The sequence below is a fragment of the Microbacterium hydrocarbonoxydans genome, assembly GCF_000956475.1.
GTDB lineage: Bacteria > Actinomycetota > Actinomycetes > Actinomycetales > Microbacteriaceae > Microbacterium > Microbacterium hydrocarbonoxydans_A.
Window position 1 is genome coordinate 223,551 of record NZ_JYJB01000007.1, and the last position, 25,458, is coordinate 249,008.

The window sequence follows — 25,458 nt, forward strand, 5'->3', positions numbered from 1 at the left end:
GCGAGTGGGTGGGGGAGGTGCCCCGCCCCAGGGCGGCATGACCGGCCACGGCGTCCGATCATGCTTCGGATGGGCGGGGGTGGCTGTTCCGTCCGAAGCGTGACCGATGGTGCCCTGCCCTTCGGGTCCATCTCAACACTCAGCCGAGCATCCGTGGCGGGAGAGCAGTTGATCCGCAGCGGAGCTGACCCGATCTCACGCGCTCTCGCGGACGACCAGTTCGGTGTCGAGGATCACGGAGCGGGGGGCGGCGCCCGTGACCTGCTCGAGCAGCACGTCGACCATCTGGCTGCTGATCTGATCCCACGGCTGGCGCATGGTCGTGATCGGCGGCACGTGCGTCGCCGCGAGTCCTGAGTCGTCGAAGCCCGCCACGGCGACGTCTTCGGGAACCCGGAGCCCTGCCCGGCGGGCGGCGGCGATCGCGCCGGCCGCCATCCGATCGGATGCCGCGAACACGGCGTCGACGCCGCGCTCGAGCAGCGCGGCCATGGCCGTCTGCCCGGACTCGAACGAGTAGTCGCCGGTCTCGACCAGCGACGCGTCGAACCGGTCGCCGAGCTCCTCTCGGAATCCGACCAGGCGGAACCGGCCGCCGGGGGTGTCGTCGGGGCCGGCGATCATGCCGATGCGCTCGTGCCCCTGGTCGCGCAGGTAGGCGGCCATGGTGCGCGCCGAGCCCACCTCGTCGACGGAGATGGTCGACATCTCGCTCTCGTGGCCCAGCGGGATCCCGCAGCAGACGACGGGGATCCCGCTGTCGATGAGCTGCTCCATGAGCGGTTCGGACTCGTGCGAGGAGATCAGCATGACCCCGTCGACGTGCCCCGCGCCGAGGAAGTGCGCGACGCTCTGACGCTCGGCCGGGGTGCTGGCGACGAGCAGCACGAGGGTCATCGAGCGCTGGGCGAGCGCGGCGGCGGAGCCGCGCAGCAGGAGCGCGAAGGTCGGGTCGTCGAACAGCAGCTGGTGCGGCTCGGTGAGGAGGAATGCGAGGGAGTTGGCGCGGCCGGTCGCGAGGCTGCGTGCGTGATGGTTCGCGGTGTACCCACTCGCGGCGATCGCATCTTCCACGGCTTTGCGGGCATCGGGGGAGACCCAGTGACCCCCGTTGATGACGCGGGACACGGTGCTGCGGGACACGCCGGAGAGCGCGGCGATCTGGCGGATCGTCGGCTTTCGCTTCGCACTGGCATCAGTCATCGGTGTGACTCTACTCGACAGCATCCGCTCTCCGCGCGCGAACTGAGACCGGTCTCAGTTCGGTAACGGCGATTGCGGCGGATGTGGCGGATGAGGTAGAACTGAGACCGGTCCCAGGGTGCAGCGGAACTAAACCTGAGACCGGTCCCAGCATGAATGCCGCGAGGACCGCACGATCCGACCCGATGGAGTGACGAGATGACGAACGCCTGGCCCGACCTCAGGGGCATCGCCTACGGCGGCGACTACAACCCCGAGCAGTGGTCGCGCGAGACCTGGCGCGAAGACGTCGTGCTGATGCGCGAGGCCGGAGTCAATCTCGTGAGCGTCGGCATCTTCTCCTGGGCGCTCATCGAGACCGCAGAAGGGGTCTTCGATTTCGAATGGCTCGACGAGCTGCTCGACCTGCTGCACGAGAACGGCATCCGCGTCGACCTCGGCACTCCCACCGCCTCGCCGCCCGCGTGGTTCTTCGCCGCGCACCCGGAGTCGCGCGTCATCGACCGTGAGGGCCGAGTGATGGGCTTCGGCTCGCGCGGCATGGTCTCGCACTCCTCCCCCGCATACCGCGAGGCGATCGTGCGGATCGCGGATGCACTCGCCACGCGCTACGCGCAGCATCCCGCCGTCGTCCTCTGGCACGTCCACAACGAGTACGGCGCCCCGGTCGGCGAGGACTACTCCCCGGCATCCGTCGCCGCCTTCCGCGGCTGGCTGCAGAAGAAGTACGCGACCCTCGATGCGCTCAACGCCGCCTGGGGCACGGCGTTCTGGGGGCAGCACTACACCGCGTGGGAGCACATCGGCGCCCCTGCGATCTCGGCGAGCGTCGTGAACCCGGCGCAGCGCCTCGATTTCGCGCGATTCACCGACCACCAGCTGCGCGAGTGCTTCATCGCCGAGCGCGACGCGATCCGCGCTCACAGCGACAAGCCGATCACGACGAACTTCATGGCGAACCAGACGTGGACCTGCGATCTGTGGGCATGGGGTCGCGAGGTCGATGTCGTCTCGGACGACCACTACCTGTGGGCGGCCGACGAAGACGCGCACATCGGTCTTGCGATCGCGGCCGACCTCAGCCGCTCGGTCGGCGGGGGCAAGCCGTGGATCCTCATGGAGCATTCGACCTCGGCCGTGAACTGGCAGCCGCGCAACATCGCCAAGCGCCGCGGCGAGATGAAGCGCAACTCGCTCACGCATCTGGGCCGCGGCGCCGACGGCATCCTGTTCTTCCAGTGGCGGGCCGGCCGCTCCGGTGCCGAGAAGTTCCACTCCGCGATGCTGCCGCACGCGGGACGCGAATCCCGGGTGTTCCGCGAGGTCACCGAGCTCGGCGCCGACCTGGCGAACCTCGCCGAGGTGCAGGGCTCGACGGTCGAGGCCGAGGTCGCCGTGCTCTGGGACTTCGAGTCGTTCTGGGCCCAGGATCTCGAGTGGCGCCCGTCGGAGGACGTGTCGCACGCCGCGCAGATCCGCCGCTTCTACGAGCAGCTCTGGCGCGACGGCATCACGTGCGACTTCGCGCTGCCCGGCCATGACCTGTCGAAGTACAAGCTCGTCGTCGCCCCCGCGCAGTACCTGCTCAGCCAGGCGGATGCCGCGAACCTCACCGCGTACGTCGAGAACGGCGGCACGCTGCTCGTGTCGTTCTTCTCGGCCATCGTCGACGAGAACGACGCGGTGCACGCCGGCGGCTTCGTGGCGCCGCTGCGCGATGCGCTCGGCCTCACGGTCGAGGAGTTCCTGCCGCTGCGCGAGGGCGAGAGCCACCGCCTCGACTGGGACGGCGAGGATGCCGTGGTGGGCGACGTCTGGCAGGAGGACATCGCGCTCTCGGGCGCAGAGGTCATCGCGAACTTCGGCGGGGGCCCGGGGGAGGGCGAACCCGCCATCACACGTCATCGTCACGGCTCGGGCGCCGGCTGGTACGTCGGCACGCGACTGGACGCCGCCGGCATGAAGGCGCTCTTCCGTGAGGTGTACGCCGACGCGGGCCTGACCGCATCCGCCCTCCCCGCGGGGGTCGAGATCGTCACCCGCCGCGGCGGCGACGACGCGGTCTACCGCATCGCTGTCAACCACACGGCGGACGCCGCCGAGATCCCCGCCGTCGGCACCGATCTGCTCTCCGGGGCAGAGGCCGGCGGAACCTTCACGATCGCGGCCGGGGGCGTCGCCGTCATCCGCTCCACCGACTGACCACCACCACCCACGTCTCGTCGTGCGCTCCGTGCGACCAGGCGGGCGAAACACCACCACACAGAAAAGGGAAACGCATGCGCAAGCACATCGGAGTCGGCGCACTCGCGCTGACGGCAGCCATCGTCCTGTCGGGCTGCTCGGCCGGCACTGCCGAGAACGACAAGTCCGACGAGGCCGGCGGCGGTGCCGAGCTCGTCATCTGGACCGACGCGGAACGAGAAGCCGCGATCACGGAAGCCGCGAAGGCCTTCGAAGACGAGACCGGCGCGAAGGTCACCCTCGTGCAGAAGAACTTCGAAGACCTCCGCAACGACTTCATCGCCCAGGTTCCGACCGGCGAGGGCCCGGACATCACGGTCGGCGCGCACGACTGGCTCGGTGCGCTCGTGGCCGCCGGTGTCGTCGACACGATCGACCTCGGCGACAAGGCGAGCGAGTTCGAGCAGGTGGCTCTCGACGCCATGACCTACGACGGCCAGCTCTACGCGCTGCCGTACTCGCTCGAGACCATCGCCCTCGTGCAGAACGTCGATCTGGTCGGCGCCGAGGCCCCCGCGACCTGGGACGACATGATCGCCAAGGGCCTGGCCGCGGGCACCGAGCGCCCGTTCGTGATCAACACGGGCGGCGAGACCGGCGACGGCTACACGATGTACGGCCTTCAGACCTCGTTCGGCGCCCCGGTGTTCGTGCAGGACGACACGGGGTCGTACACGACCGAGGTCGGCATGGGCGGCGCGAACGGCGAGGCGTTCGCCCAGTGGCTCGGCGCCAACGGCAAGAACGGCACCGGCTACATCTCCACGACCGTCGACTACGACATCAACAACGAGCTGTTCGCCTCCGGCAAGGCTCCGTACACGATCCAGGGACCGTGGGCGATCAGCGCGTTCGACGGCGTGAACGTGGCCGTGAACCCGATCCCCTCGGCCGGCGGTCAGCCCGCGGCTCCGTTCGTGGGCGTGCAGGGCTTCTACCTGTCGAGCAAGAGCAAGAACGCGCTGCTCGCACAGGAGTTCCTGACGAACTACCTCGGCACGGAAGACGCGCAGCGCGCGCTCTACGAGGCCGACCCGCGCATCCCCGCCTGGACCTCGCTCGCTGAAGAGGTCTCCTCCGACCCGATCACCGCAGGCTTCGTCGCGTCGGCCAAGAACGGCGTGCCGATGCCCTCGATCCCCGAGATGGGCTCGGTCTGGGACCTGTGGAACGCCGCTCAGGCTCAGATCATCAACGGCGCCGACCCCGTGTCGACGTGGAACACGATGGTGGCCGACCTCGAGAAGACCCTCAAGGGCTGACCGACTCGGCGAGCTCCCCGCCTCGGCCGTTGAGGCGAGGGACGCCCCCACCCCGGTCGTTGAGCGGCGGACGCCCCCACCTCGGTCGTTGAGCGAGCGGACGCCCCCACCTCGGTCGTTGAGCGGCGGACGCCCCCACCTCGGTCGTTGAGCGAGCGGAGCGAGACGAAACGTCGTGACCGAACTCGATGCAGGAGACACGCGTTTCGTCTCGTCGCTCCGCTCCTCGCTCGATGACCGGGGGCTCAAGGACCGGGGCTCAACGACCGGGGGCTCAAGGACCGGGGGCTCAAGGACCGGGGCTCAACGACCGCCGCTCGTCCAACGACCGGAACAGACAGGACTGACATGTCGACGACAGCACCACCGGTGAAGCCGGTCCGCGAGTCCCACGCCCGCGGCATCCGCGGGCTCGGCTGGGGATTCCTCATCAAGCTCGCCCTGGTGGCGCTCGTGAACGCCTTCGGCCTGATGACCGTGATCTCGGCGTGGAGCGCCCAGTCGTGGGTCGTACTCGGCGTCGTGGTGCTGCTCGTCGTCATCGCCGACTGGGTGTACTTCACCCGCAGGGCGCTGCCGCTGAAGTACCTGATGCCCGGGCTGATCTTCCTGCTCGTGTTCCAGGTGTTCATCTTCGGGTACACCGCCTACATCGCATTCACGAACTACGGCACGGGGCACGTCGGCACGCAGGAGCAGGCGGTGGAAGCCGCGCTGATCCAGGGCGAGCGGCGCATCGACGACTCGCCCGACTACCCGCTGGCGGTGGTGGAGCGCGGCGACGAGCTGGGCTTCGCGATCGTCGACGACGACGGCGACGTGCAGGTCGGCTCCGCGACGCAGCCTCTGGCTCCCGCACCCGACGCCGAGATCGGATCCAGCGGGGCGCCGACCGAGGTGCCGGGGTGGACCGTCGTGCCGCGTGCGACCGTGCTCACCGATGCGACGCTCGGCGAGCAGATCAAGCAGCTGCGCGTGCCGGTCTCGGACGACCCGAACGACGGCTCGATCCGCACCAGGGAGGGCTCAACGGGGGCGGTGTACGAGCCGACCCTGGTGTGGGATGCCGCCGCGCAGACCATCACCGACACGCAGACCGGCACGGTGTACACCGCCACCGACCTGGGTGCATTCGTCGCCGAGGACGGCACGGCGCTGCCCACCGGATGGGCGGTGAACGTCGGCTTCGCGAACTTCCTGAAGCTGTTCACCGACTCCTCTCTCGCCGGCACCCTGCTGAGCGTCACGGCGTGGACCTTCGCGTTCGCGATTCTCTCGGTCGTCCTGAGCTTCGCGGCGGGACTCGGCCTCGCCATCGTGTACAACGATCCCCGGGTCAAGGGCCGCCGCATCCTCCGAGCGCTGTTCATCCTGCCCTACGCCTTCCCGGCGTTCATGGCCGCGCTGCTGTTCCGCGGCATGTTCAACGCCGAGTTCGGGGTGATCAACGACCTGCTCTTCTTCGGCGCGCACGTGAACTGGCTCGGCGACCCGTGGCTCACCAGGGCCGCAGTGATCCTCGTGAACGTGTGGCTGAGCTATCCGTACTGGTTCCTCGTGTGCACAGGGGCGCTGCAGTCCCTTCCGGGGGAGACGCTCGAGGCCGCCGAGATCGACGGCGCGAACAAGTGGCAGCGCTTCCGCTCGATCTCGCTGCCGCTGCTGCTGGTGTCGACCGCGCCCCTGCTGATCTCGTCGTTCGCCGTGGCGTTCAACAACTTCACCGTGATCTACACCTTCAACAACGGCGGACCCGCGATCCAGGGCGCCCCTTATGCGCTGGGGTCGACCGACATCCTCGTGTCGGCCATCTACGACGTGTCCGGTGTCTCCGGAGGCGCGGCCGACTACGGCCTCGCCAGCGCACTGTCGATCATCGCCTTCATCGTCGTCGGGGTCATCTCAGCGCTGAGCTTCCGACAGACCCGCAAGCTCGAGGAGTACCAGTGATGAGTGAGACCAGAGCAGTCGTGACGGCATCCGAATCCGACCGATCCCGCGCAGGCGCACGTCGCCGTCGCTGGTGGGCGGACGTCGGGTGGAAGTACGTCTTGGCGGTCGGCGTGCTGCTCTTCGCGGCCTTCCCGCTCGTGTACGTGCTGTCGGCGTCGCTGAACCCGAACGGCAGCCTCGCGGCGTCGAACACCCTGTTCGGCGCGGTGGACCCGGCGAACTACATCGCCCTCGGCGAATCGCGCTACTGGGTGTGGTTCGGCAACACGCTCCTGATCGGCGGCATCACCGCGATCGGCTCGGTGCTCATGGGCGCCTGCGGCGCGTACGCGTTCTCGCGCTTCCGCTTCACGGGGCGGCGGGCGAGCCTGACGACGCTGCTCGTGCTGCAGATGTTCCCGCAGGCGCTCGCCTTCATCGCGATCTTCCTCATGCTGCAGACGATCGGCGAGGTCGTGCCAGTGCTCGGCATCAACTCGAAGATCGCGCTGATCTGCGTCTACCTGGGCGGTGCGCTCGGTGCGAACACCTTCCTCATGTACGGCTTCTTCAACACGATCCCTGTCGAGATCGACGAGTCGGCCAAGATCGACGGCGCGACCCACGCGCAGATCTTCTGGCGGCTCATCATGCCGCTCGTCGTGCCCATCCTCGCGGTCGTCGCGCTGCTCGCGTTCCTCGCCGCGTTCGGCGACTTCATCCTGTCGAAGATCATCCTCACCAGCGAGGACAACTGGACACTCGCGGTCGGGATGTACCAGTGGGTGTCGAACCAGCTGACCTCGCGCTGGGGGCTGTTCGCTGCCGGAGTCGTGGTCGCCGCAGTCCCCGTGCTGGCGCTGTTCTTCTCGCTGCAGAAGTACATCGTCGGCGGGCTCACCCAGGGCTCCGTCAAGGGCTGAGCCTGCAACCTCTGGGTCCCTGAGCCTGTCGAAGGGCCCGACCGCAACTCGAAAGGCCGTCATGCACCGTCGCACACGTCCCCTCCTCGCTGCCGCTCTCGCCGCAGCCCTCACCCTGATCGGCGCCGCTCCGGCATCCGCTCTCGCCGCGCCCTCCGACCCCGTCCCGGCCACGATCACCGTGCCCCGTGTCGAGAATCTGCCCGACGACTTCATCGGCGGTGTCGACGTCTCGTCCGTGCTGTCGCTCGAAGCATCCGGCGTCGTGTTCCGGCACGCCGACGGCACGCCAGGCGACCTGTTCGCGATCCTCGCCGAGTCCGGGGTGACCGACGTGCGGGTGCGGGTCTGGAACGACCCGTTCGACGCGGCAGGCAACGGCTACGGCGGCGGCGATGTGGACGTCGACCGTGCGATCGAGATCGCGAAGAGGGCGACGGATGCCGGACTCGGCGTGCTCATCGACTTCCAGTACTCCGACTTCTGGGCCGACCCGGCGAAGCAGCAGGCACCCAAGGCCTGGGCGGGGCTGACCGCCGACGAGACCGCGACGAAGGTGAGCGAGTTCACGCGCGACGCCGTGCGCCGGCTCGTCGCGGCCGGTGTCGAGCTGAAGATGGTGCAGATCGGCAACGAGACCAGCAACGGGGTCGCCGGGGTGACCGGCTGGGACGACATGGCGAAGGTGTTCTCGGCCGGTTCCGCCGCCGTGCGCGCCGAGTCACCGGGCACGCTGGTCGCCCTGCACTTCACGAACCCCGAGCGGGCCGGCTTCTACGCGAATGTCGCTGCTCAGCTGGCCAGCCGGGGTGTCGACTACGACGTGTTCGCCTCGTCGTACTACCCGTTCTGGCACGGCACCACGGCCAACCTCACGAGCGTGCTCGCTCAGATCGCCGACACCTACGGCAAGAAGGTCATGGTCGCCGAGACCTCATGGGCGTACACGCTCGAAGACGGCGACGGTCACGGCAACGTGATCGACCTGCCGAGCGAAGCGACGCAGTACCCGGTCAGCGTGCAGGGGCAGGCGAGCGCGGTGCGCGACGTCGTGCAGGCCGTCGCCGATGTGGGAGATGCCGGGATCGGCGTCTTCTACTGGGAGCCCGCGTGGCTGCCGGTCGGACCCCCGTCGCAGCTCGAGCAGAACAAGATGCTGTGGGAGCGCGACGGCTCGGGCTGGGCGTCGAGCTTCGCGGGGGAGTACGAGCCCGACGACGCCGGGCAGTGGTTCGGCGGATCGGCGTGGGACAACCAGGCGCTGTTCGCCTTCGACGGCACCGCGTCCGACGCGCTGAACATCTTCCGCTACGTGCGCACCGGGGCGATCGCCCCGCGCGAGGTCGAGGCCGTGCAGACCGCCGTGCTGCAGTTCACCGACGGCGACGCCGTGACCTTGCCCGACGAGGTCACGGTGACCTACACCGACGGCACGAGCGAACAGCAGCAGGTGACCTGGTCGGAGGCCGCGCAGTACATCGAGGGCACCGGGTCGTACACGGTCACAGGTGTCACGAGCGCCGGGCTGACCGCATCCGCCGCTGTGACCGTCTCGCCGCGCAACTTCCTGCACAACCCCGGCTTCGAAGGCGCCGACACGAGCATGTGGATGAAGACGGGCGCGGCGCTGACCCTGCGCGCCTGGGACGACCCGCACGGCGGCGTGAACTCGGCGCACTTCTACGCGGCATCCGACTACTCCTTCGAGCTGTCGCAGACGGTGAGCGGTCTGCCGGAGGGGGCTTACGTGGCACGCGCCGCCCTGCAGGGCGACGGCGAGGGCGCGAGCGGGCGCGTCGACCTCGCGCTGTCGACGCCCGCGTCGGCATCCGATCCTGTCGCCTTCGCTCTCGACGGGTGGCGCATCTGGTCGACTCCGACCACCGGCGCCGTGCAGGTCGGCGCCGACGGCGTCGCGACCGTACGCGTGACGGGCAGCCTGCCGGCCGGCGCCTGGGGAACGCTCGACGACCTCGAACTGGTGCGGATGCCGGAGCCCGGCGCCGACACCATGGAGCTCCGCGCGCGGCGCGATGCGGCCGCCGGGATCGACGCGTCGCAGTACGTCGAGAGCTCGACGGTCGGCCTCTCCCCGGCGATCGAACGCGCGGACATCGTGCTCGGCGCGGCGAGCCCGGATGCCGACGCGGTCGACGGGGCCTTGCGGTCGCTGAACGCCGCGCTCGACGCTCTGGTGCCGCTCGATGACGCGACCGCGGCACCTGGCCGGGCGATGCTCTCGCAGCGCGGCGGCACGCGCGACGGCGACTACGTCATCACGATGAACCTGCGGCACGGAGAGAACGCCACCCGGCTGCGCCTGTTCGAGAACGGCGTGCTCATCGCGACGGTGCCGCTGACCTACGGCGGAACCGCGGCGCAGTCGGCGCAGTTCGCCGTCACCGGCCGCCCCGGCGGGCGCTATGTCTACACCGGTGAGCTGGTGAACTCGCAGGGCGTCACCGCCGTGAAGCCGCTGACGGTGAAGGTGAAGACCGTGCACTGACGGCATCCGCTGGTCAGCGACCCACATGCAACGGCAGAGTTCCCCGGACACGCAGAAGCGCGGCATCCCCCTCGCGAGAGTTCGGGAGGGGGATGCCGCGCGTCGCCGTCACTTGGAGAGGAAGCCCTTCAGAGCGGCGTTGACCTCATCGGCGTGGGTCCAGAGCAGGCCGTGCGGAGCGCCCTCGACCTCGACGTACTCGGCCTCGGGCACGGCCTGGTGGAAGCGGCGTGCCGTCGCGTCGATCGGCAGGATGTTGTCCTTCGTGCCGTGCAGGATCAGGGTCGGCTTGCCGGCCGCGCGGACCGCCTCGACGTCGCCGCGGAAGTCCTCGATCCAGGCGGGGACCACGGCGTACGCCGCGACCGGAGCGCTGGTGACGGAGAGGTTCCAGTTGGCGTCGACGACCTGCTGGCTGATGCGCGAGCCGAGGTTCTCGTCGAGGTTGTAGAAGTCGTTGTAGAACGCGGTGAACCAGGAGTAGCGGTCGCCCTTCGCGGCTGCCTCGATGCCGTCGAAGACCTCCTGCGGCACGCCCTCGGGGTTGTCGTCGCGCTGCACGAGGAACGGCTCGAGCGAGGCGAGGAAGGCGAGCTTGGCGACGCGCTCGTGTCCATAGCGGGCCACGTAGCGGGCGAGCTCTCCGGTGCCCATCGAGAACCCGACGAGTACGACGTCGCGCAGGTCGAGCGTCTCGAGCACCGTGTTGAGGTCGGCGGCGAAGGTGTCGTAGTCGTAGCCGGTGCCGACCTTCGAGGACTGGCCGAATCCGCGACGGTCATACGTGATGACGCGGTAGCCCTGCGCGAGCAGCTCGCGGGTCTGACGCTCCCAGCTGTGACCGTTGAGCGGGTAACCGTGGATCAGCACGACCGGCTGGCCGGCGCCCTGGTCCTCGTAGTACAGCTCGATGGAGGTGCTGTTCTCGTTTCCGACGGTGATGTAGCCCATGGTCGTGGTCCTTTCGATCCGGTGAGAACGATCGTTCTCGGTGGTGATGAATTCAATCTAGAGAACGATCGTTCTCATGTCAAGTACACTGGAGACATGGCGGAGGAAACAGTTCGTGAACGGATCCTTGCGGCGGCTGAAGAGCTCTACTACCGCAAGGGATACGCGGCGGTCGGCATGGACGAGCTGCGAGCGGCGGCCGGCGTGTCGCTGCGCCGGCTGTATGCCGAGTTCCCCGCGAAGACCGACATCGTCGCAGCGGTCCTCGAGCGCAAGCACGGGGAGTGGGAATCCGGGCTGACCACGGCGGTGGCCGAGGCGGGGGCCGACCCCCGCGACCGGCTCCTCGCGGTGTACGGCTACCTGGAGGACTGGTTCTGCACAGACGGCTTCCGCGGCTGCGCCTTCATCAACGCCTTCGGCGAGCTCGGCGGCACGAACCCGGAGGTCGCCGCGATCGTCCGCGAGCACAAGTCGTCGTTTCAGAAGTACATGTCGGGGCTGGTCACCGAGTCCGGGGCACCGGCATCCCTCGCCGCACAGCTGTCGATCCTCGCCGAGGGTGCGCAGAGCACCGCGGCGATCTCCGCCGACCCGCAGGTGGCGGTGCAGGCGCGCGGCGCCGCCGAGGTGCTCATCGACGCGGCCATGGGGTAGCGGGTTCGGCGTCCGCTCGCGTTCACAACTCCTCAAAACTCGGGCCGTTTGAGGCGGATTCCGCCTCAAACGGCCCTGGAACGATCGTTCTTTGAGGAGTTGTGAACGGTGAACGGCTCAGAGCACGAGCCGGTAACCCATCCCCGACTCGGTGAGCAGGTGCGCGGGCTCGCTCGGCGACTGCTCGAGCTTCTTGCGCAGCTGCGACATGTACAGGCGCAGATAGCCGGAGTCGGACACCTGCTCGCTGCCCCAGATCTCCTTCAGCAGGTCCTGCCGGGTGACCAGCGCGCCCGGATGCCGGGACAGGTGCTCGAGCATCCGCCACTCCGTCGGGGTGAGGTGCACGCGGGCGCCGGCACGGGTCACCGTCTTGGTCGCGAGGTCCACGATCACATCGCCGAAGCCTACGGTCGACTCGCCGCCGGCAGGAGCCGAGCGGCGGGAGAGCGCCCGCAGCCGCGCGAGGAGCTCGTCGACCTGGAACGGCTTGGTGACGAAATCGTCGGCGCCTGCGTCGAGCGCCTCGACCTTGTCCGCCGAGCCGGTGCGCCCCGACACGACGATGATCGGGACGTTCGTCCAGCCCCGCAGCGCCTGGATCACCTCGATGCCGTCGAGCCGCGGCATCCCCAGATCCAGCATGATGAGGTCTGGGTGCGTCTGCGCCGCTGCCGCGATCGCGGCAGCCCCGTCGGAGGCGACGACGACGTCATAGCCGTGCGCCGAGAGCGTGATTCGCAGGGCGCGCACCATCTGCGGATCGTCGTCGGCGATCAGGAGCTTCATTCCGCCTCCGGCTCGGGGGACTCTGTGGCGAGGGGCAGGGAGATGACCATCGTGAGGCCGCCACCCGGGGTGTCCTCGGGTGTCAGGCTACCGCCCATGCCCACGGTGAACCCGCGTGACAGGGCGAGCCCCAGGCCGAGACCTGTCGTGTTGTCGGTGTCCCCGTACCGCTGGAACGGCTGGAACATCTCGTCCCGCCGTTCGAGCGGCACGCCTTCTCCGCGATCGATGATCCTGATCTCCGCGCGGTCGCCCAGGGCGCTGGTCGAGATGATCACGTGCGACCCGGCAGGCGCGTGGCGGTGGGCATTGGCCAGAACGTTCACGATCACCCGCTGGAGCAGCACAGGATCGGCCAGCACCGCGGGGAGCGCGGGATCGAGCGCGAACTCGACATCGTCGGGGCCGAGCCCGAGCTCGTCGACCGCCGCGAGGATCGTTCCGGCGGCGTCCATCCTGGTCGGGGAGACGGCGAGAACACCGGCCTGGACCCGGCTGACATCGAGCAGGTCGGTCACGAGGGCGGAGAGGGTGGCCAGGCTCTCGTCGGCGGTCGCGAGAAGCTCCTCGCGATCCGACTCCGACAGCTGGTGCGCACCGCGCAACCCGCCGATCGCGGCGACGGCGGAGGCCAGTGGACGGCGGAGGTCATGGCTCACTGCCGACAGCAGAGCGCTGCGCACCTGATCGGTCTCGGCGAGTGCCTCGGCTTCGAGGGCGGTGGCTCGCAGATCGGTGTGCTCCATGGCGGCGGCGAGCTGGGCGATGATCGCGTCGAGCAGCCGGCGCTCCGGTCCGTCGAGGGGGTCGCCGTTGAGTTCGAGCTGGGCGCGAGGAGCGCCCGTGATCGAGGTTCCGACCGGTACGGTCACGGCGCGGCCATCGGCCACAGGCTCGCCGTCGGTCGCGAGCACCTCGCCCTCCGGTGACAGCAGGCGCACGCCGCTGAGTCCGAACGCCTCGCGGGTTCGGCTGACCAGCGCGAGCACGGCGTTATCGCCTCTCAGCACGTTGCCGGCGACGGCCGCGAGCAGCTCCGCCTCCGCCGCGGCACGCTGTGCTGTGCGGGCGCGACGGGCCGCCTGGTCCACGATGAGGCTGACGAGGATCGCGATCACGACGTACAGGGCGAGTGCGAGCACATGCAGCGGATGCGCGATCGTGATCGTGAACAGCGGAGCCACGAACAGGAAATCGAGAGTGATGCCGGACAGCACGGCCGCGAACACCGCCGGTCGCAGTCCGCCGACGAGCGAGACCACCACCACGAGCAGCTGGTACGCCAGCACCTCCGCCGTGATCGACTCGGGGCTTCGGAAGGTGAACATGACCCACGACAGGATGGGGCCGAACACGAGCGCGGTGGCGAAGCCGAGGATCTCCCGGCGCCAGCCGAGCGCGCCGCCTTTGAGGCGAGGCAGGACCACACGTCCGCCGGCCGCCGCGTGCGTGACGATGTGCACGTCGATGTCGCCGGAGCGGCGGATGATCTCTGAGCCGATGCCGGGGCCGGTGAGGGCGGCGGCGATCCGGCTGCGTCTGCTCACGCCGATCACGAGCTGAGTCGCGTCGGCCCCTTGCGCGAACTCGACGAGGGTGGTGGGGATGTCGTCGCCGATGATCTGGTGGAAGCTGCCGCCGAGCGATTCGACGAGCGAGCGCTGAGCCGAGAGCGCACCAGGAGTCTCGTCCCGCAGTCCGTCCTGGGCGCTGACGTGCACGGCGAGCAGCTCGCCGCCGGCCGAGCGTGCGGCGATCCGCGCGCCGCGGCGCAGCAGGGTCTCACCCTCGGGTCCGCCGGTCAGTGCGACGACGACCCTCTCCCGCGCCTGCCAGGTGCCTTCGATGCCCTGCTCGGCGCGGTACGTGCGCAGGGCGCTGTCGACCTCGTCGGCGAGCCACAGCAACGCGAGCTCGCGCAGCGCGGTGAGATTGCCGAGGCGGAAGTAGTTCGACAGTGCCGCATCGATGCGCTCAGCCGGGTACACGAGACCTGCGGCGAGCCGGTCGCGCAGCGACTGCGGCGCGAGATCGACGACCTCGATCTCGTCGGCGCCTCGCACCACGGCATCCGGCAGCGTCTCCTGCTGGGCGACGCCCGTGATCTTCTCGACGACCGCGTTCAGCGACTCGATGTGCTGCACGTTCACGGTCGTGATGACGTCGATGCCGGCGTCGAGCAGCGCATCCACGTCCTGCCAGCGCTTCGCGTGAGCGGATCCGGGGACGTTCGTGTGAGCGAGCTCGTCGACGAGAGCGATCTCCGGTGCCCGCTCCAGCACCGCGTCGACATCGAGCTCGGTGAGCGCGACGCCCCGGTGCATCGCCGTCCGCCGAGGGACCTCGGGGATGCCGATCGTCTGGGCCAGGGTCGCCGCCCGCCCATGGGTCTCGACCACGGCCACGACGACGTCCCGCCCCTCCTGCAGGAGACGGCGCCCTTCGGACAGCATCTCGAAGGTCTTGCCCACGCCGGGTGCCGCGCCGAGCAGAACGCGCAGCCGTCCGCGCCGGGTTCCCTGAGCCTGTCGAAGGGATCGCTCTGAGCCCATCAGCTCTGGGGTCATCGGCCCTCCCGGTCGTCGAGTGCGAGGTTGAGCTCGGCGGCATTGATGCGTTCTTCGCCGAGGAATCCCAGATCCCGCCCTTGAATCCTAGACTCCACGAGATCGCGCACGTCCTGCTCCGGCAGGCCGCGGGCTTCCGCGACGCGAGGCACCTGCAGCAGCGCGTACGCGACGCTGATGTGGGGGTCGAGGCCGGAGGCGGACGCCGTCACGGCGTCGGCTGGGACCTGCGACGGGTCGACCCCCTCGCGCTCGGCGACGGCCGCCCTGCGCTCCTCGATCACCGCGACGAGGTCGGGGTTCTCCGGGCCGAGGTTGCTGCCCCCGGAACTCGCCCCGTCGTAGCCGTCACCGGCCGCCGAGGGGCGGGACTGGAAGTACTGCGGCAGAGCGTCGCCCTCGGCATCCGTGAACGACTGCCCGATCAGGGTGCTGCCCCGCTCCCCCGCGAGCATCGAGCCGTTCGTCTGCCAGGGGAGCAGAACCTGGCCGATGCCGGTGACGAGCAGCGTGTAGCCGACGCCGAGCAGAAGCGTGAGGACGAGCATCGCGCGGACCGCGACGCCGGTCGTCCGAAGAGTGGTGCGGGTGGACATGAGGACCTTTCCGTGGTCGTTGATCGTGAGAGCGAGTCGGGCGAGGCGTCAGAAGCCGGGGATGAGGCTCACGACGAGGTCGATGAGCTTGATGCCGACGAACGGCGCGATCACGCCGCCCAGGCCGTAGATCAGCAGGTTGCGCTGCAGGATCTGCGAGGCGCTCGCCGGCCGGTACTTCACGCCGCGCAGCGCGAGCGGGATGAGGAACACGATCACGATCGCGTTGAACACGATCGCACTGGTGACGGCGGACGCGGGGGAGTGCAGCTGCATCACGTTGAGTGCGGCGAGCCCGGGGAACACTCCCATGAACATCGCCGGGATGATCGCGAAGTACTTCGCGATGTCGTTCGCGAGCGAGAACGTGGTGAGCGCACCGCGGGTGATGAGCAGCTGCTTGCCGATGCGCACGATGTCGATGAGCTTGGTGGGGTCGGAGTCGAGGTCGACCATGTTGCCGGCCTCCTTCGCAGCCGAGGTGCCCGTGTTCATCGCGACGCCGACGTCGGCCTGGGCGAGCGCAGGTGCGTCGTTCGTCCCGTCTCCGGTCATCGCGACCAGGCGGCCGCCCTCCTGCTCCTTGCGGATGAGCTCGAGCTTGTCCTCGGGGGTCGCCTCGGCGAGGAAGTCGTCGACGCCGGCCTCCTTCGCGATCGCCGCGGCCGTGAGCGGGTTGTCGCCCGTGATCATCACGGTGCGGATGCCCATGCTGCGCAGCTCGTCGAAGCGATCGCGCAGGCCGTCCTTGACGATGTCCTTGAGGTGGACGACGCCGAGGATGCGTCCGGCTCCCGAGGGGGCCTTCACGGCGACGACGAGCGGGGTGCCGCCGCTCTGGGCCACTCCGTCGGCGCGACTGCTCAGCTCGGGATCCGCGGCCCCGAGTTCGAGCCACGCGCTCACCGCCGAGCCTGCGCCCTTGCGGATCTGCGTGCCGTCGGCGAGGTCGAGTCCCGACATGCGGGTCTGCGCCGTGAAAGGCACCACGACCGCATCCGCCGGCTCGGCGACGCGGATACCGCCGGCGGTCGCCAGTTCGACGATCGATGCGCCCTCTGGCGTGGGGTCGGCGAGCGAGGACAGCGCGGCGATGCGCAGCAGCTCATCGGCGTCGACGCCAGGAAGGGGCAGCACCTCGTGCGCACGGCGGTTGCCGTAGGTGATGGTTCCGGTCTTGTCGAGCAGCAGGGTGGTGACATCGCCGGCGGCCTCGACCGCTCGCCCCGACATCGCCAGCACGTTGCGCTGCACGAGACGGTCCATGCCGGCGATGCCGATCGCCGAGAGCAGGGCGCCGATCGTGGTCGGGATGAGGCAGACGAGCAGGGCGATCAGCACCGGGATGCTGACGGGCGACGCCGCATACGAGGCGATCGGGTTGAGTGCCAGCACGACCACGACGAACACGATCGACAGGCTCGCGAGCAGGATGTTCAGCGCGATCTCGTTCGGGGTGCGCTGACGGCTGGCACCCTCGACGAGCGCGATCATGCGATCGACGAACGTCTCGCCCGGCTTCGAGGTGATGCGCACGACGATCCGGTCGGACAGCACGCGGGTGCCGCCGGTGACCGCGCTGCGGTCTCCGCCCGACTCGCGGATGACCGGGGCGCTCTCTCCCGTGATCGCCGACTCGTCGACGGTCGCGATGCCGGCCACGATGTCGCCGTCGCCGGGGATCAGCTCCCCGGCCGTGACGATCACGAGGTCGTCGCGCTGCAGCTCGGCCGACGACACCTCCACGATCTCGGCGCGTTCGGCGGCGGCATCCGTCGTCTGGTCGTAGTGCGCGACACGACGGGCCATGGTGCTCGTGCGGGTCTTGCGCAGGCTGGCCGCCTGGGCCTTGCCGCGCCCCTCGGCGACCGATTCGGCGACGTTCGCGAACAGCACTGTGAACCACAGCCAGATCGCGATGCCCCACGTGAAGATCGGGGGCACCGCCGTGCCGCCCGAGGGAGTGGGTCCGCCCAGGAACGGCTCGGCGATCGCGAGCACGGTCGTGAACGCGGCTCCGGCCCAGACCAGCAGCATCACCGGGTTGCGTGCGAGCGACGCGGGGTTCAGCTTGCGCAGGGCCCCGGGCAGCGCCTCGACGAGCTGGCCCCAGCCGAACGACCGCGGCTTCGGGGCGGGAGCGGATGCCGTGGCATCCGCGTGTTCTGAGGGTGTGGTGTTCTTCGCCTCGTCGCTGCGCTCCTCGCTCAGCAACCGGGCGGCGGGTCGGGTGTCACGGGTCATGTCAGACGAGTCCTTCTGCGAGCGGGCCCAGCGTGAGCACCGGGAAGTAGGTGAGCGCTGTGACGACGACCGTCACCGCGATGAGCAGGCCGACGAACTGCGGTCGGTGGGTGGGCAGGGTGCCTGAGGTCTCCGGCACGTGCTGCTGAGCGGCGAGCGAGCCGGCCAGGGCCAGCACCAGCACGATCGGCAGGAATCGCCCCAGCAGCATCGCGATTCCGAGCGCCGTGTTGAACCACGGGGTGTTCGCGGTGAGACCCGCGAACGCCGAACCGTTGTTGTTCGAGGCTGACGTGAACGCGTACAGCACCTCGCTCATGCCGTGCACCCCGGGGTTCAGGATGCTGGTCGACTCGACGTCCGTGCGGATGCCCGGGATCGCGAAGCTCAGCGCGGTGCCGGCGAGCACCAGGGTCGGGGTGACCAGGATGTAGAGGCTGGCGAGCTTGATCTCGCGCGGGCCTATGCGCTTGCCGAGGTACTCAGGGGTGCGTCCGACGAGCAGCCCGCCGACGAACACGGCGATGATCGCGAGCACGAGCATTCCGTACAGCCCCGACCCGACGCCGCCCGGCGCGACCTCGCCGAGCATCATATTGAGCATCGGCATCATGCCGCCGAGCGCGGTGTACGAGTCGTGCATCGAGTTGACGGCACCTGTCGAGGTCAGGGTCGATGCGGTGCCGAAGAGAGTGGATCCGAGGATTCCGAACCGCTGCTCTTTGCCCTCCATGGCGCCGCCGGCGAGCTGCGGCGCTGTGCCCTGCCCCGCCAGCTCGAGCGCCGAGAGTGCGAAGAGCGAGACGAGGAAGATCGTGCCCATGACCGCGGCGATCGCGTAACCCTGACGGTCGTCGCCGATCAGTCGTCCGAAGGTGCGCGGCAGCGAGAAGGGGATCGCGAGGATGAGCAGGATCTCGAGCAGACTCGTCCAGCCCGTCGGATTCTCGAACGGGTGCGCCGAGTTCGCGTTGAAGAAGCCGCCGCCGTTCGTGCCGAGAAGCTTGATCGCCTCCTGCGAGGCGACGGGGCCACCGGGGATCGCCTGGGTTCCGCCCGCGACGGTGGTGACATCGGTGAATCCGGCGAAGTTCTGGATCACGCCGCCGGCGATCAGTGCGATCGCGCTGAGCAGGGCGATCGGCAGCAGGATGCGGCCGAGCCCGCGGGTCAGGTCGACCCAGAAGTTGCCGAGCGTCGTCGAGCCGCGGCGGGCGAAGCCGCGGACGAGCGCAACGGCCACGGCGAGACCGACGGCGGCGGAGACGAAGTTCTGCACGGTCAGGCCGGCGAGCTGCACGGTGTAGCCCAGGGTCTGCTCGGGCGAGTACGACTGCCAGTTCGTGTTCGCCACGAACGATGCGGCGGTGTTGAAGGCCAGGCCCTCGGGTACCGCCGGCAGGCCGAGCGACTCCGGCAGGAACGCCTGCAGTCGTTGCAGGCCGTAGACGAGCAGCAGGCCGACCACCGAGAACGCGAGGATGCTGCGCGCATAGGCGCGCCAGGTCTGCTCCGAGGCGGGATCGACTCCGATGATGCGGTAGAGGCCGCGCTCCAAGCGCAGGTCCTTCGGGGCGCTGAACACGTGCGCCATGTAGTCGCCCAACGGGCGGTACACGAGCACCAGCACGACGATCACTGCGACCGCCTGCAGGACTCCGAACCAGATCTCGGCGCCCATCAGAACTTCTCCGGGGCGACGAGGGCGACCACGAGGTAGACGACGGCAGCGACGGCGAGAGCCGTGGCGGCGATCTCGAAGACGATCAAAGCCGCTCCACCCCCTTCGCCACGAGGGAGACCAGGGCGAAGAGCGCGAGAGTCAGCGCGATGTAGATGATGTCGAGCACGGAGTCGATCAAACTCCGGCGATCACGGTCCGACCGTGATCCTCACGGTTCCCCTACGGCGCCGGGGACGACCCATGCGAGATGCTCACGCTCAGGAGGCCGGCGGCCATTCCTCGGCGAGGATGCCGTAGTTCATGCCGTCGAGCCACTCGCCCGAGCGATGCAGGGCGGTCTTGCGGCTGAACTCCTCGCGACGCATGCCGAGCCGCTCCATCAGCCGCCAGGACGGCTCGTTGTCGGCGAAGCATCCGGCGTGCACGCGACGAAGGCCCAGCGTTCCGAAACAGACGTCGATCACCGCGCGCACCGCCTCTGTGGCATAGCCGCGCCCCGCGTACGCGGGATCCAGCGTCCAGCCGAGCTCGGCCTCGACGCCGCGTGCGGCGTCGGCGATCTCCGCCTGCGCCCAGGCGTCTTCGCGCTTCAGCATGATGTCGCCGATCGGCCTGGCCGGCTCGCCTGGCCGTTCGGGCGGCAGCTCGATGATCAGGGTCGTGGCGAGACGCTCGGGATCGGCGTACCTCTCACGGAGCTCCTCGAACGTGCTCGGCGCGCTGCTGAGCCAGGTGCTCACCTCGGGAAGGCGGCGCCACTGCCAGATCGTCTCGAGGTCCGCTTCGGCGCCCTGGCGGACCTCCAGCCGCGCAGTGCGCACCGGCCAGACGGCGGGTTCCCCTGTGGCGCTCATGGAGCCAGCCTAGGCGGGCGCGGCTCACCCGCCCAGACGGCGCATCTCCTCGGCAAGCAGGGCGTTGGTCTCGTCGAAGCGCCGTGCGATGGTCTCACGCACCTCCGGCGATTTGTTCTGGCTGAGCTTGGCCCTGGCGTCGAACCGCGTGACGCGCATTCGCAGGCCGACGGTGCCCTTCGCCGCCCGCCGGGTGCCTGCTTCATCCTCGGAGAGGCTGCGCCCCTCCGGGCGGTGCGCCTCGAAATGGTCGGTCAGGCGGGAGAGCATGGCGTAGTTCTCCTCCTCGCCGAGGACCTCGGGGATGCCGTAGAGATGGGCGGTGAGGTGGTTCCAGGTCGGCACGAGATCGCCGGGCTCGTACAGCGAGGGGGAGACGTAGTCGTGGGGACCCTGGATGATCACGAGGATCTCGTGCGCGCCGAGCTCATGCAGCTGCTCGTCAGGTCTGCCGAAATGGCTCGCGATGACGATGCCCTCCTCACCCTCCTCGAGCAGCGCCGGGTAGTGCGAGGCGACGAGACCGGTGCTCGCGGGGGACACGAACGTCGCCCACGGGTTGTGCCGGATCAGGCGCTTGACCTCGTCGACATCGGTCATCAGGTAGCGGGGCGTGTGGCGCATCAGTGCTCCTCGGAGGGGAAGGTGGCGGTCGGGCGGAGGGAGGTGGCGTTCAGACGGGTGCGGACCGCGAGGGCGGCGCAGGCGATGACGGCGAGTCCGCCCAGCGCGGTCAGCCAGCCGATCGGCTCGTGCAGGAGGAGGGCCGCCCACAGGATGCTCAGCACCGGCTGCGCGAGCTGCACCTGGCTGACCTGGGCCATCGGCCCGAGGGCGAGCCCGCGGTACCACGCGAAGAAGCCGAGGAACATGCTCACGGCGGCGAGATAGGCGAAGGCGAGCCATTGCGCGGTCGTCGCCGAGGGCGGCCGGTCGACCGCCGCGAACGCGGTCAGCGCGGCCACGAGGGGCGACGACAGCACGAGGGCCCATGACACGGTCTGCCACGATCCGAGCTCACGCGCGAGAAGCCCGCCTTCCGCGTACCCGATCGCCGCTGCGAGCACGGCGGCGAAGAGCATCAGGTCCGACCAGTGCAGATCGCCGAGTCCTCCGCTCTGCAGTGCGGCGAACACGATCGCCGCGACCGCGCCGAGCACCGCGAACACCCAGAACGATGCTGCCGGGCGCTCCCGGGTTCGCAGCACCACCATCGCGGCGGTGGCCGCGGGGAGCACGCCGACCACCACGGCGCCATGGCTCGCCGGCGCCGTGGTCATGGCGAAGGAGGTCAGCAGCGGAAAGCCCGCGACGACTCCCCCCGCGACGACCGCGAGGCGCATCCACTGCGCGCGGGTCGGCGGACGCTGACGCGTGACGGCGAGGGCGATGGCGGCGAGGATCGCGGCGATGACGGCACGCCCGGCGCCGATGAACAGCGGTGACAGACCGCCGACCGCGACCCTCGTGAAAGGAAGCGTGAAAGAGAAGGCGATCACGCCGAGAAGGCCCCACCAGAGGCCGGCGTGCGCAGATAGCACTGCCCCTCGCTGGGGGATAACGCTACTGTGTAGTTTCATGAGTCAGGATAGCACCGAGCGAATCGTGGCAGGACTGCGCCGGTGGATCGCATCCGCTCCTCCCGGCGCGAGGGTGCCCTCGAACCGGGTGCTGACCGCCGAGTACGGGGCGAGCCCTGTGACCGTGCAGAAGGCGATGAGCCACCTTGCGCGGCTGGGCCTCGTCGAGTCGCGACCGGGAGTCGGGACGTTCGTCCGCGCCGTGCGCACAGCGGGGCCCGTCGACTTCGGATGGCAGACCTCGGCGCTCGGTGCCCCGCCGAACCGCACCTCGGCTCTGTCCTCGACCCAGCGCACCGTGGCGCCGGACGCGATCGGACTGCACTCCGGATACCCGGCCGTCGAGCTGCTCCCCGAACGGCTGGTGCGCCAGGCGCTCGCGCGGGCGTCGCGCACGGCGGCCGCGCTGACCAGGACTCCTGCCACAGGGATGCCGGATCTGCAGGCGTGGTTCGCCGCCGAGCTCGCGGCGTCCGCACCCGCGGGGGTGGCGCCCGCCACCGCGAGGGATGCGCTGATCATCTCGGGAAGCCAGAGCGGGCTGAGCTCGATCTTCCGCGCCGTCGTCGGACACGGCCGGCCGCTGCTCATCGAGTCGCCCACGTACTGGGGCGCGATGCTCGCGGCCGAGCAGGCAGGAGTCGTCCTGGTGCCGATCCCGTCCGGGCCGCAGGGGCCCGACCCGGATGACGTGGAGAGAGCGTTCGCGCAGACCGGGGCCAGGGCTTTCTACGCGCAGCCCACGTTCGCCAACCCGACGGGGGCGCAGTGGCAGGCCGAGACGTCTCGCGTCGTGCTCGACATCGTGCGACGCCACGGCGCCTTCCTCATCGAGGACGACTGGGCGCACGATCTGGCCATCGACGCCGAGCCGCGGCCGATCGCGGCGCTCGATGACGACGGGCACGTGGTGTATCTGCGCTCCCTCACCAAGAGCGTGTCGCCCGCACTGCGGGTGGCGGCGGTGATCGCCAGGGGGCCGGCGCGCGAGCGCATCCTCGCCGATCGCGCGGCGGAGTCGATGTACGTGAGCGGCCTGCTGCAGGCGGCGGCGCTCGATGTGGTCACCCAGCCCGGCTGGCGCACGCACCTGCGGGGCTTCCGCGAGCAGCTCAGGTCTCGGCGCGACCTCATGATCTCGTGCCTGAGTGCAGATGCGCCGACGACCGCGCTGGAGACGATGCCGGTCGGCGGGCTGAACCTCTGGGTGCGGCTGCCCGAGGCGGCAGAGGTCGCCGCCGTCGTGCGCGAGTGCGAGCTGAGGGGGCTGATCATCGCCCCGGGGCGGGAGTGGTTCCCGGCGGAGCCCTCAGGGCCCTATGTGCGACTCAACTACGCGAGCGCGGACCCGACGCGGTTCGCTGAGGCCGCCGGCATCCTGGGCGAGGTCCTGGAAGGCGGCTGATGTCTGTGCTCCGGTATGAATTTCTGTCGCGGAATCGGCGTTTTGGCGACCGAAACTCATACGGGAGCGTCGGCGGATCGGCGCCGGCCGGGTCCCGAGCACGTCAGCCCTCGGACGGCGGACCCTCCGGCCGGTGCGCTCGTCGCCCGTTCACGACGACAGGGCGGCCGGCGCGCTCCTGACCAGGCAGCGGGCGCGAGCGGCGGCCGTAGATGAGCTCGGACGAATCGAGCAGCCACGGCACGAGCGTGATCGACACGCCATGCACGAGCATGAGCTGGTTGGCCATCCGGCGGGCACGACGGTTGTGCAGGAACGACTCCCACCAGTGCCCCACGATGTACTGCGGCAGGTAGACCGTCACCACGGATGAGCCGTGCTTCTCGCGGTACTTCTTGATGAACCCTGCCACCGGCTGCGCGAACGATCGGTAGGGCGATTCGACGATCACCAGCGGGATAGGCATGAGGTGGTCGTGCCACTCCTTCTGCAGCGCGGATGCATCCTCCGCCGACACCGCCACGTGGATCGCCAGCGTCTTGCGGTGCTTGGCGGCGACTGCGTACTCCACCGCCTTGACGACCGGCTTCTGCAGCTTGTTCACGAGTACCAGTGCGACGTCGCCCTGCGCGCCGAAGTGCGTGACGTCGTCGACCGCGATCTCGTGCTCGACATCGCGGTAGTAGCGCTTGACGCCCATCATGAGGAACGCGAGCACGGGAATCGCGATGAACACCAGGTACGCGCCGTGCGTGAACTTGGTGATCGTGACGATCACCAGCACGAACACGGTGAGCGTCGCCCCGATCGTGTTGATCACCAGGCCGACCTTCGCCGATTGGCGATCGGATGCCGACACGCCGCTGTCCGGCTTCAGCATCCGCTTCCAATGCCGCACCATGCCGATCTGCCCGAGCGAGAACGACACGAACACGCCGATGATGTACAGCTGGATCAGCGTCGTGAGGTTCGCCTGGAACACGACGAGCACGATGATGGCGGCGACGCCCAGCACGATCATGCCGTTCGAGAACACCAGGCGGTCGCCGCGGGTGTTGAGCGACTTCGGCGCGTAGCCGTCGCGCGCGAGCACCGCGCCCAGCAGAGGGAATCCGTTGAATGCCGTGTTGGCGGCGAGCAGCAGCACGCAGGCCGTGACCGCCTGGATGACGAAGAAGGGGAAGCTGCCTGCGCCGAACGTCGCCGCGGCGATCTGCGCCATCACGCTCGGCTGCGGCTGCGAGCAGTCGAATCCGACGAGGTCGCACGCGTTCTCGGCGTAGTGGACGTTGGTGATGAGCCCCATCGCGGTGAGGCCCGCGAAGAGCAGCGCCGCGATCGAGCCCATCATCACGAGGGTGAGCTGGGCGTTGCGGATCTTCGGAGCGCGGAACGCCTGCACGCCGTTGGAGACGGCCTCGACGCCCGTGAGGGCCGAGCATCCGCTCGAGAAGGCGCGCAGCACGAGCAGGATGATCGCAGCATCCGCGAGGTGCTCGCCCTGAATCTGGTACGCGGCGCTCTCGGCGATCGGGGCGTCGCCCAGCAGGGTCCGGACGAGTCCGGTGACGATCATCAGGCCGACCGAACCGATGAACAGGTAGGTGGGGATCGCGAAGACCGTCGACGCCTCGCGCACGCCGCGGAGGTTGACGATCACGATGAGGATCACGAATCCCACCGCGAGCTCGACGCGCAGCGGATCCAGCTGCGGCACTGCGGAGATGATGTTGTCGACCCCCGAGGCGATCGACACCGACACCGTGAGGATGTAGTCGACGAGGAGTGCAGCAGCGACCACGACGCCCGGGATCTCGCCGAGGTTCTTCGATGCGACCTCGTAATCGCCTCCGCCGGAGGGGTACGCCTTGATCAGCTGACGGTAGCTGAGCACCACCACGACGAGAAGCACCACGACGCAGGCGGCGACCCACGGCGCGAAGGTGAGGAACGCCAGCCCGCCGAGGGCCAGGGTCATCAGCATCTCCTGCGGGCCGTACGCGACGGAGCTCAGCGCGTCGGAGGCGAAGATGGGCAGTGCCATCTTCTTCGGGAGAAGCT

At 69.3% G+C, this 25,458-nt stretch carries 19 protein-coding genes; 7 read left to right on the plus strand and 12 right to left on the minus strand.

Going from position 1 to position 25,458, the window contains the following annotated elements; translation table 11 throughout:
• Positions 1–195: 195 nt before the first annotated feature.
• The gene (locus RS84_RS06010) at positions 196–1,203 is read right to left on the minus strand and encodes a LacI family DNA-binding transcriptional regulator (RefSeq protein WP_045256849.1); all 1,008 of its coding nucleotides are present in this window, start codon (positions 1,201–1,203) and stop codon (positions 196–198) included.
• 198 nt (positions 1,204–1,401) lie between these two features.
• On the opposite strand from RS84_RS06010, the gene RS84_RS06015 reads away from it, so the two are divergent.
• The 5 genes from RS84_RS06015 (at position 1,402) to RS84_RS06035 (ending at position 10,070) form a co-directional block, all read left to right on the plus strand.
• Complete coding sequence (locus tag RS84_RS06015; protein ID WP_045256850.1) at positions 1,402–3,405, plus strand: beta-galactosidase; 2,004 nt, start codon at positions 1,402–1,404, stop codon at positions 3,403–3,405.
• A 77-nt stretch (positions 3,406–3,482) separates the two neighbouring features.
• Positions 3,483–4,709 (plus strand): maltose ABC transporter substrate-binding protein, encoded by a 1,227-nt coding sequence (locus tag RS84_RS06020; protein ID WP_045256851.1) that lies wholly within the window; start codon positions 3,483–3,485, stop codon positions 4,707–4,709.
• A 348-nt stretch (positions 4,710–5,057) separates the two neighbouring features.
• Positions 5,058–6,659 (plus strand): ABC transporter permease subunit, encoded by a 1,602-nt coding sequence (locus tag RS84_RS06025; RefSeq protein ID WP_045256852.1) that lies wholly within the window; start codon positions 5,058–5,060, stop codon positions 6,657–6,659.
• Complete coding sequence (locus RS84_RS06030) at positions 6,659–7,564, plus strand: sugar ABC transporter permease (RefSeq protein ID WP_045256853.1); 906 nt, start codon at positions 6,659–6,661, stop codon at positions 7,562–7,564. The genes RS84_RS06025 and RS84_RS06030 overlap by 1 nt, the downstream gene beginning before the upstream one ends.
• A 61-nt stretch (positions 7,565–7,625) precedes the next feature.
• Complete coding sequence (locus RS84_RS06035) at positions 7,626–10,070, plus strand: glycosyl hydrolase 53 family protein (protein WP_052676240.1); 2,445 nt, start codon at positions 7,626–7,628, stop codon at positions 10,068–10,070.
• A gap of 108 nt (positions 10,071–10,178) precedes the next feature.
• On the opposite strand, the gene RS84_RS06040 is transcribed toward RS84_RS06035, so the two are convergent.
• Positions 10,179–11,021: an alpha/beta fold hydrolase gene (locus RS84_RS06040; RefSeq protein WP_045256854.1), complete on the minus strand. Its 843-nt coding sequence runs from the start codon at positions 11,019–11,021 to the stop codon at positions 10,179–10,181.
• A 96-nt stretch (positions 11,022–11,117) separates the two neighbouring features.
• On the opposite strand from RS84_RS06040, the gene RS84_RS06045 reads away from it, so the two are divergent.
• Positions 11,118–11,678 carry a TetR/AcrR family transcriptional regulator gene (locus RS84_RS06045; protein WP_045256855.1) on the plus strand — a complete coding sequence of 187 codons (561 nt, stop codon included), beginning with the start codon at positions 11,118–11,120 and terminating at the stop codon, positions 11,676–11,678.
• A gap of 117 nt (positions 11,679–11,795) precedes the next feature.
• Here the strand turns inward: RS84_RS06045 and RS84_RS06050 are convergent, their stop codons facing one another.
• From RS84_RS06050 to RS84_RS06090, 9 genes are all read right to left on the minus strand, one after another.
• A complete protein-coding gene (locus tag RS84_RS06050) occupies positions 11,796–12,467 on the minus strand; it encodes a response regulator (protein ID WP_045256856.1) in 672 nt (223 codons plus the stop codon).
• Positions 12,464–15,034, minus strand: a complete 2,571-nt coding sequence (locus tag RS84_RS06055) for an ATP-binding protein (RefSeq protein ID WP_235281400.1) — start codon at positions 15,032–15,034, stop codon at positions 12,464–12,466. Before RS84_RS06055 ends, RS84_RS06050 begins: the two co-directional genes overlap by 4 nt.
• Entirely contained in the window at positions 15,031–15,630 is a 600-nt protein-coding gene (kdpC, locus tag RS84_RS06060) for a potassium-transporting ATPase subunit KdpC (RefSeq protein ID WP_045256857.1), read from the minus strand. The genes RS84_RS06055 and kdpC overlap by 4 nt, the downstream gene beginning before the upstream one ends.
• Before the next feature lie 48 nt (positions 15,631–15,678).
• Positions 15,679–17,874 (minus strand): potassium-transporting ATPase subunit KdpB, encoded by a 2,196-nt coding sequence (gene kdpB / locus RS84_RS06065; protein ID WP_045256858.1) that lies wholly within the window; start codon positions 17,872–17,874, stop codon positions 15,679–15,681.
• A gap of 1 nt (position 17,875) precedes the next feature.
• The gene (gene kdpA / locus RS84_RS06070) at positions 17,876–19,555 is read right to left on the minus strand and encodes a potassium-transporting ATPase subunit KdpA (RefSeq protein WP_045256859.1); all 1,680 of its coding nucleotides are present in this window, start codon (positions 19,553–19,555) and stop codon (positions 17,876–17,878) included.
• Positions 19,555–19,644, minus strand: a complete 90-nt coding sequence (locus tag RS84_RS06075) for a potassium-transporting ATPase subunit F (protein ID WP_045256860.1) — start codon at positions 19,642–19,644, stop codon at positions 19,555–19,557. The genes kdpA and RS84_RS06075 overlap by 1 nt, the downstream gene beginning before the upstream one ends.
• Positions 19,645–19,815: 171 nt before the next feature.
• The gene (locus RS84_RS06080; protein WP_045256861.1) at positions 19,816–20,412 is read right to left on the minus strand and encodes a GNAT family N-acetyltransferase; all 597 of its coding nucleotides are present in this window, start codon (positions 20,410–20,412) and stop codon (positions 19,816–19,818) included.
• Positions 20,413–20,436: 24 nt separating this feature from the next.
• The gene (locus RS84_RS06085; RefSeq protein ID WP_045256862.1) at positions 20,437–21,036 is read right to left on the minus strand and encodes an FMN-binding negative transcriptional regulator; all 600 of its coding nucleotides are present in this window, start codon (positions 21,034–21,036) and stop codon (positions 20,437–20,439) included.
• Entirely contained in the window at positions 21,036–21,992 is a 957-nt protein-coding gene (locus RS84_RS06090; protein ID WP_045256863.1) for a DMT family transporter, read from the minus strand. The genes RS84_RS06085 and RS84_RS06090 overlap by 1 nt, the downstream gene beginning before the upstream one ends.
• On the opposite strand from RS84_RS06090, the gene RS84_RS06095 reads away from it, so the two are divergent.
• Positions 21,991–23,397, plus strand: coding sequence for a PLP-dependent aminotransferase family protein (locus RS84_RS06095; RefSeq protein ID WP_045256864.1), 1,407 nt, complete (start codon positions 21,991–21,993; stop codon positions 23,395–23,397). The genes RS84_RS06090 and RS84_RS06095 overlap by 2 nt on opposite strands.
• 103 nt (positions 23,398–23,500) lie before the next feature.
• On the opposite strand, the gene RS84_RS06100 is transcribed toward RS84_RS06095, so the two are convergent.
• Complete coding sequence (locus RS84_RS06100) at positions 23,501–25,441, minus strand: APC family permease (protein ID WP_235281408.1); 1,941 nt, start codon at positions 25,439–25,441, stop codon at positions 23,501–23,503.
• Between the last annotated feature and the right edge of the window lie 17 nt (positions 25,442–25,458).

Coding starts and splice junctions, on each gene's coding strand:
- RS84_RS06010 (WP_045256849.1), bottom strand. CDS start 1,203: ATGACTGATGCCAGTGCGAAGCGAAAGCCGACGATCCGCCAGATCGCC.
- RS84_RS06015 (WP_045256850.1), top strand. CDS start 1,402: ATGACGAACGCCTGGCCCGACCTCAGGGGCATCGCCTACGGCGGCGAC.
- RS84_RS06020 (WP_045256851.1), top strand. CDS start 3,483: ATGCGCAAGCACATCGGAGTCGGCGCACTCGCGCTGACGGCAGCCATC.
- RS84_RS06025 (WP_045256852.1), top strand. CDS start 5,058: ATGTCGACGACAGCACCACCGGTGAAGCCGGTCCGCGAGTCCCACGCC.
- RS84_RS06030 (WP_045256853.1), top strand. CDS start 6,659: ATGAGTGAGACCAGAGCAGTCGTGACGGCATCCGAATCCGACCGATCC.
- RS84_RS06035 (WP_052676240.1), top strand. CDS start 7,626: ATGCACCGTCGCACACGTCCCCTCCTCGCTGCCGCTCTCGCCGCAGCC.
- RS84_RS06040 (WP_045256854.1), bottom strand. CDS start 11,021: ATGGGCTACATCACCGTCGGAAACGAGAACAGCACCTCCATCGAGCTG.
- RS84_RS06045 (WP_045256855.1), top strand. CDS start 11,118: ATGGCGGAGGAAACAGTTCGTGAACGGATCCTTGCGGCGGCTGAAGAG.
- RS84_RS06050 (WP_045256856.1), bottom strand. CDS start 12,467: ATGAAGCTCCTGATCGCCGACGACGATCCGCAGATGGTGCGCGCCCTG.
- RS84_RS06055 (WP_235281400.1), bottom strand. CDS start 15,034: ATGACCCCAGAGCTGATGGGCTCAGAGCGATCCCTTCGACAGGCTCAG.
- kdpC (WP_045256857.1), bottom strand. CDS start 15,630: ATGTCCACCCGCACCACTCTTCGGACGACCGGCGTCGCGGTCCGCGCG.
- kdpB (WP_045256858.1), bottom strand. CDS start 17,874: ATGACCCGTGACACCCGACCCGCCGCCCGGTTGCTGAGCGAGGAGCGC.
- kdpA (WP_045256859.1), bottom strand. CDS start 19,555: ATGGGCGCCGAGATCTGGTTCGGAGTCCTGCAGGCGGTCGCAGTGATC.
- RS84_RS06080 (WP_045256861.1), bottom strand. CDS start 20,412: ATGAGCGCCACAGGGGAACCCGCCGTCTGGCCGGTGCGCACTGCGCGG.
- RS84_RS06085 (WP_045256862.1), bottom strand. CDS start 21,036: ATGCGCCACACGCCCCGCTACCTGATGACCGATGTCGACGAGGTCAAG.
- RS84_RS06095 (WP_045256864.1), top strand. CDS start 21,991: ATGAGTCAGGATAGCACCGAGCGAATCGTGGCAGGACTGCGCCGGTGG.
- RS84_RS06090 (WP_045256863.1), bottom strand. CDS start 21,992: ATGAAACTACACAGTAGCGTTATCCCCCAGCGAGGGGCAGTGCTATCT.
- RS84_RS06100 (WP_235281408.1), bottom strand. CDS start 25,441: ATGGCACTGCCCATCTTCGCCTCCGACGCGCTGAGCTCCGTCGCGTAC.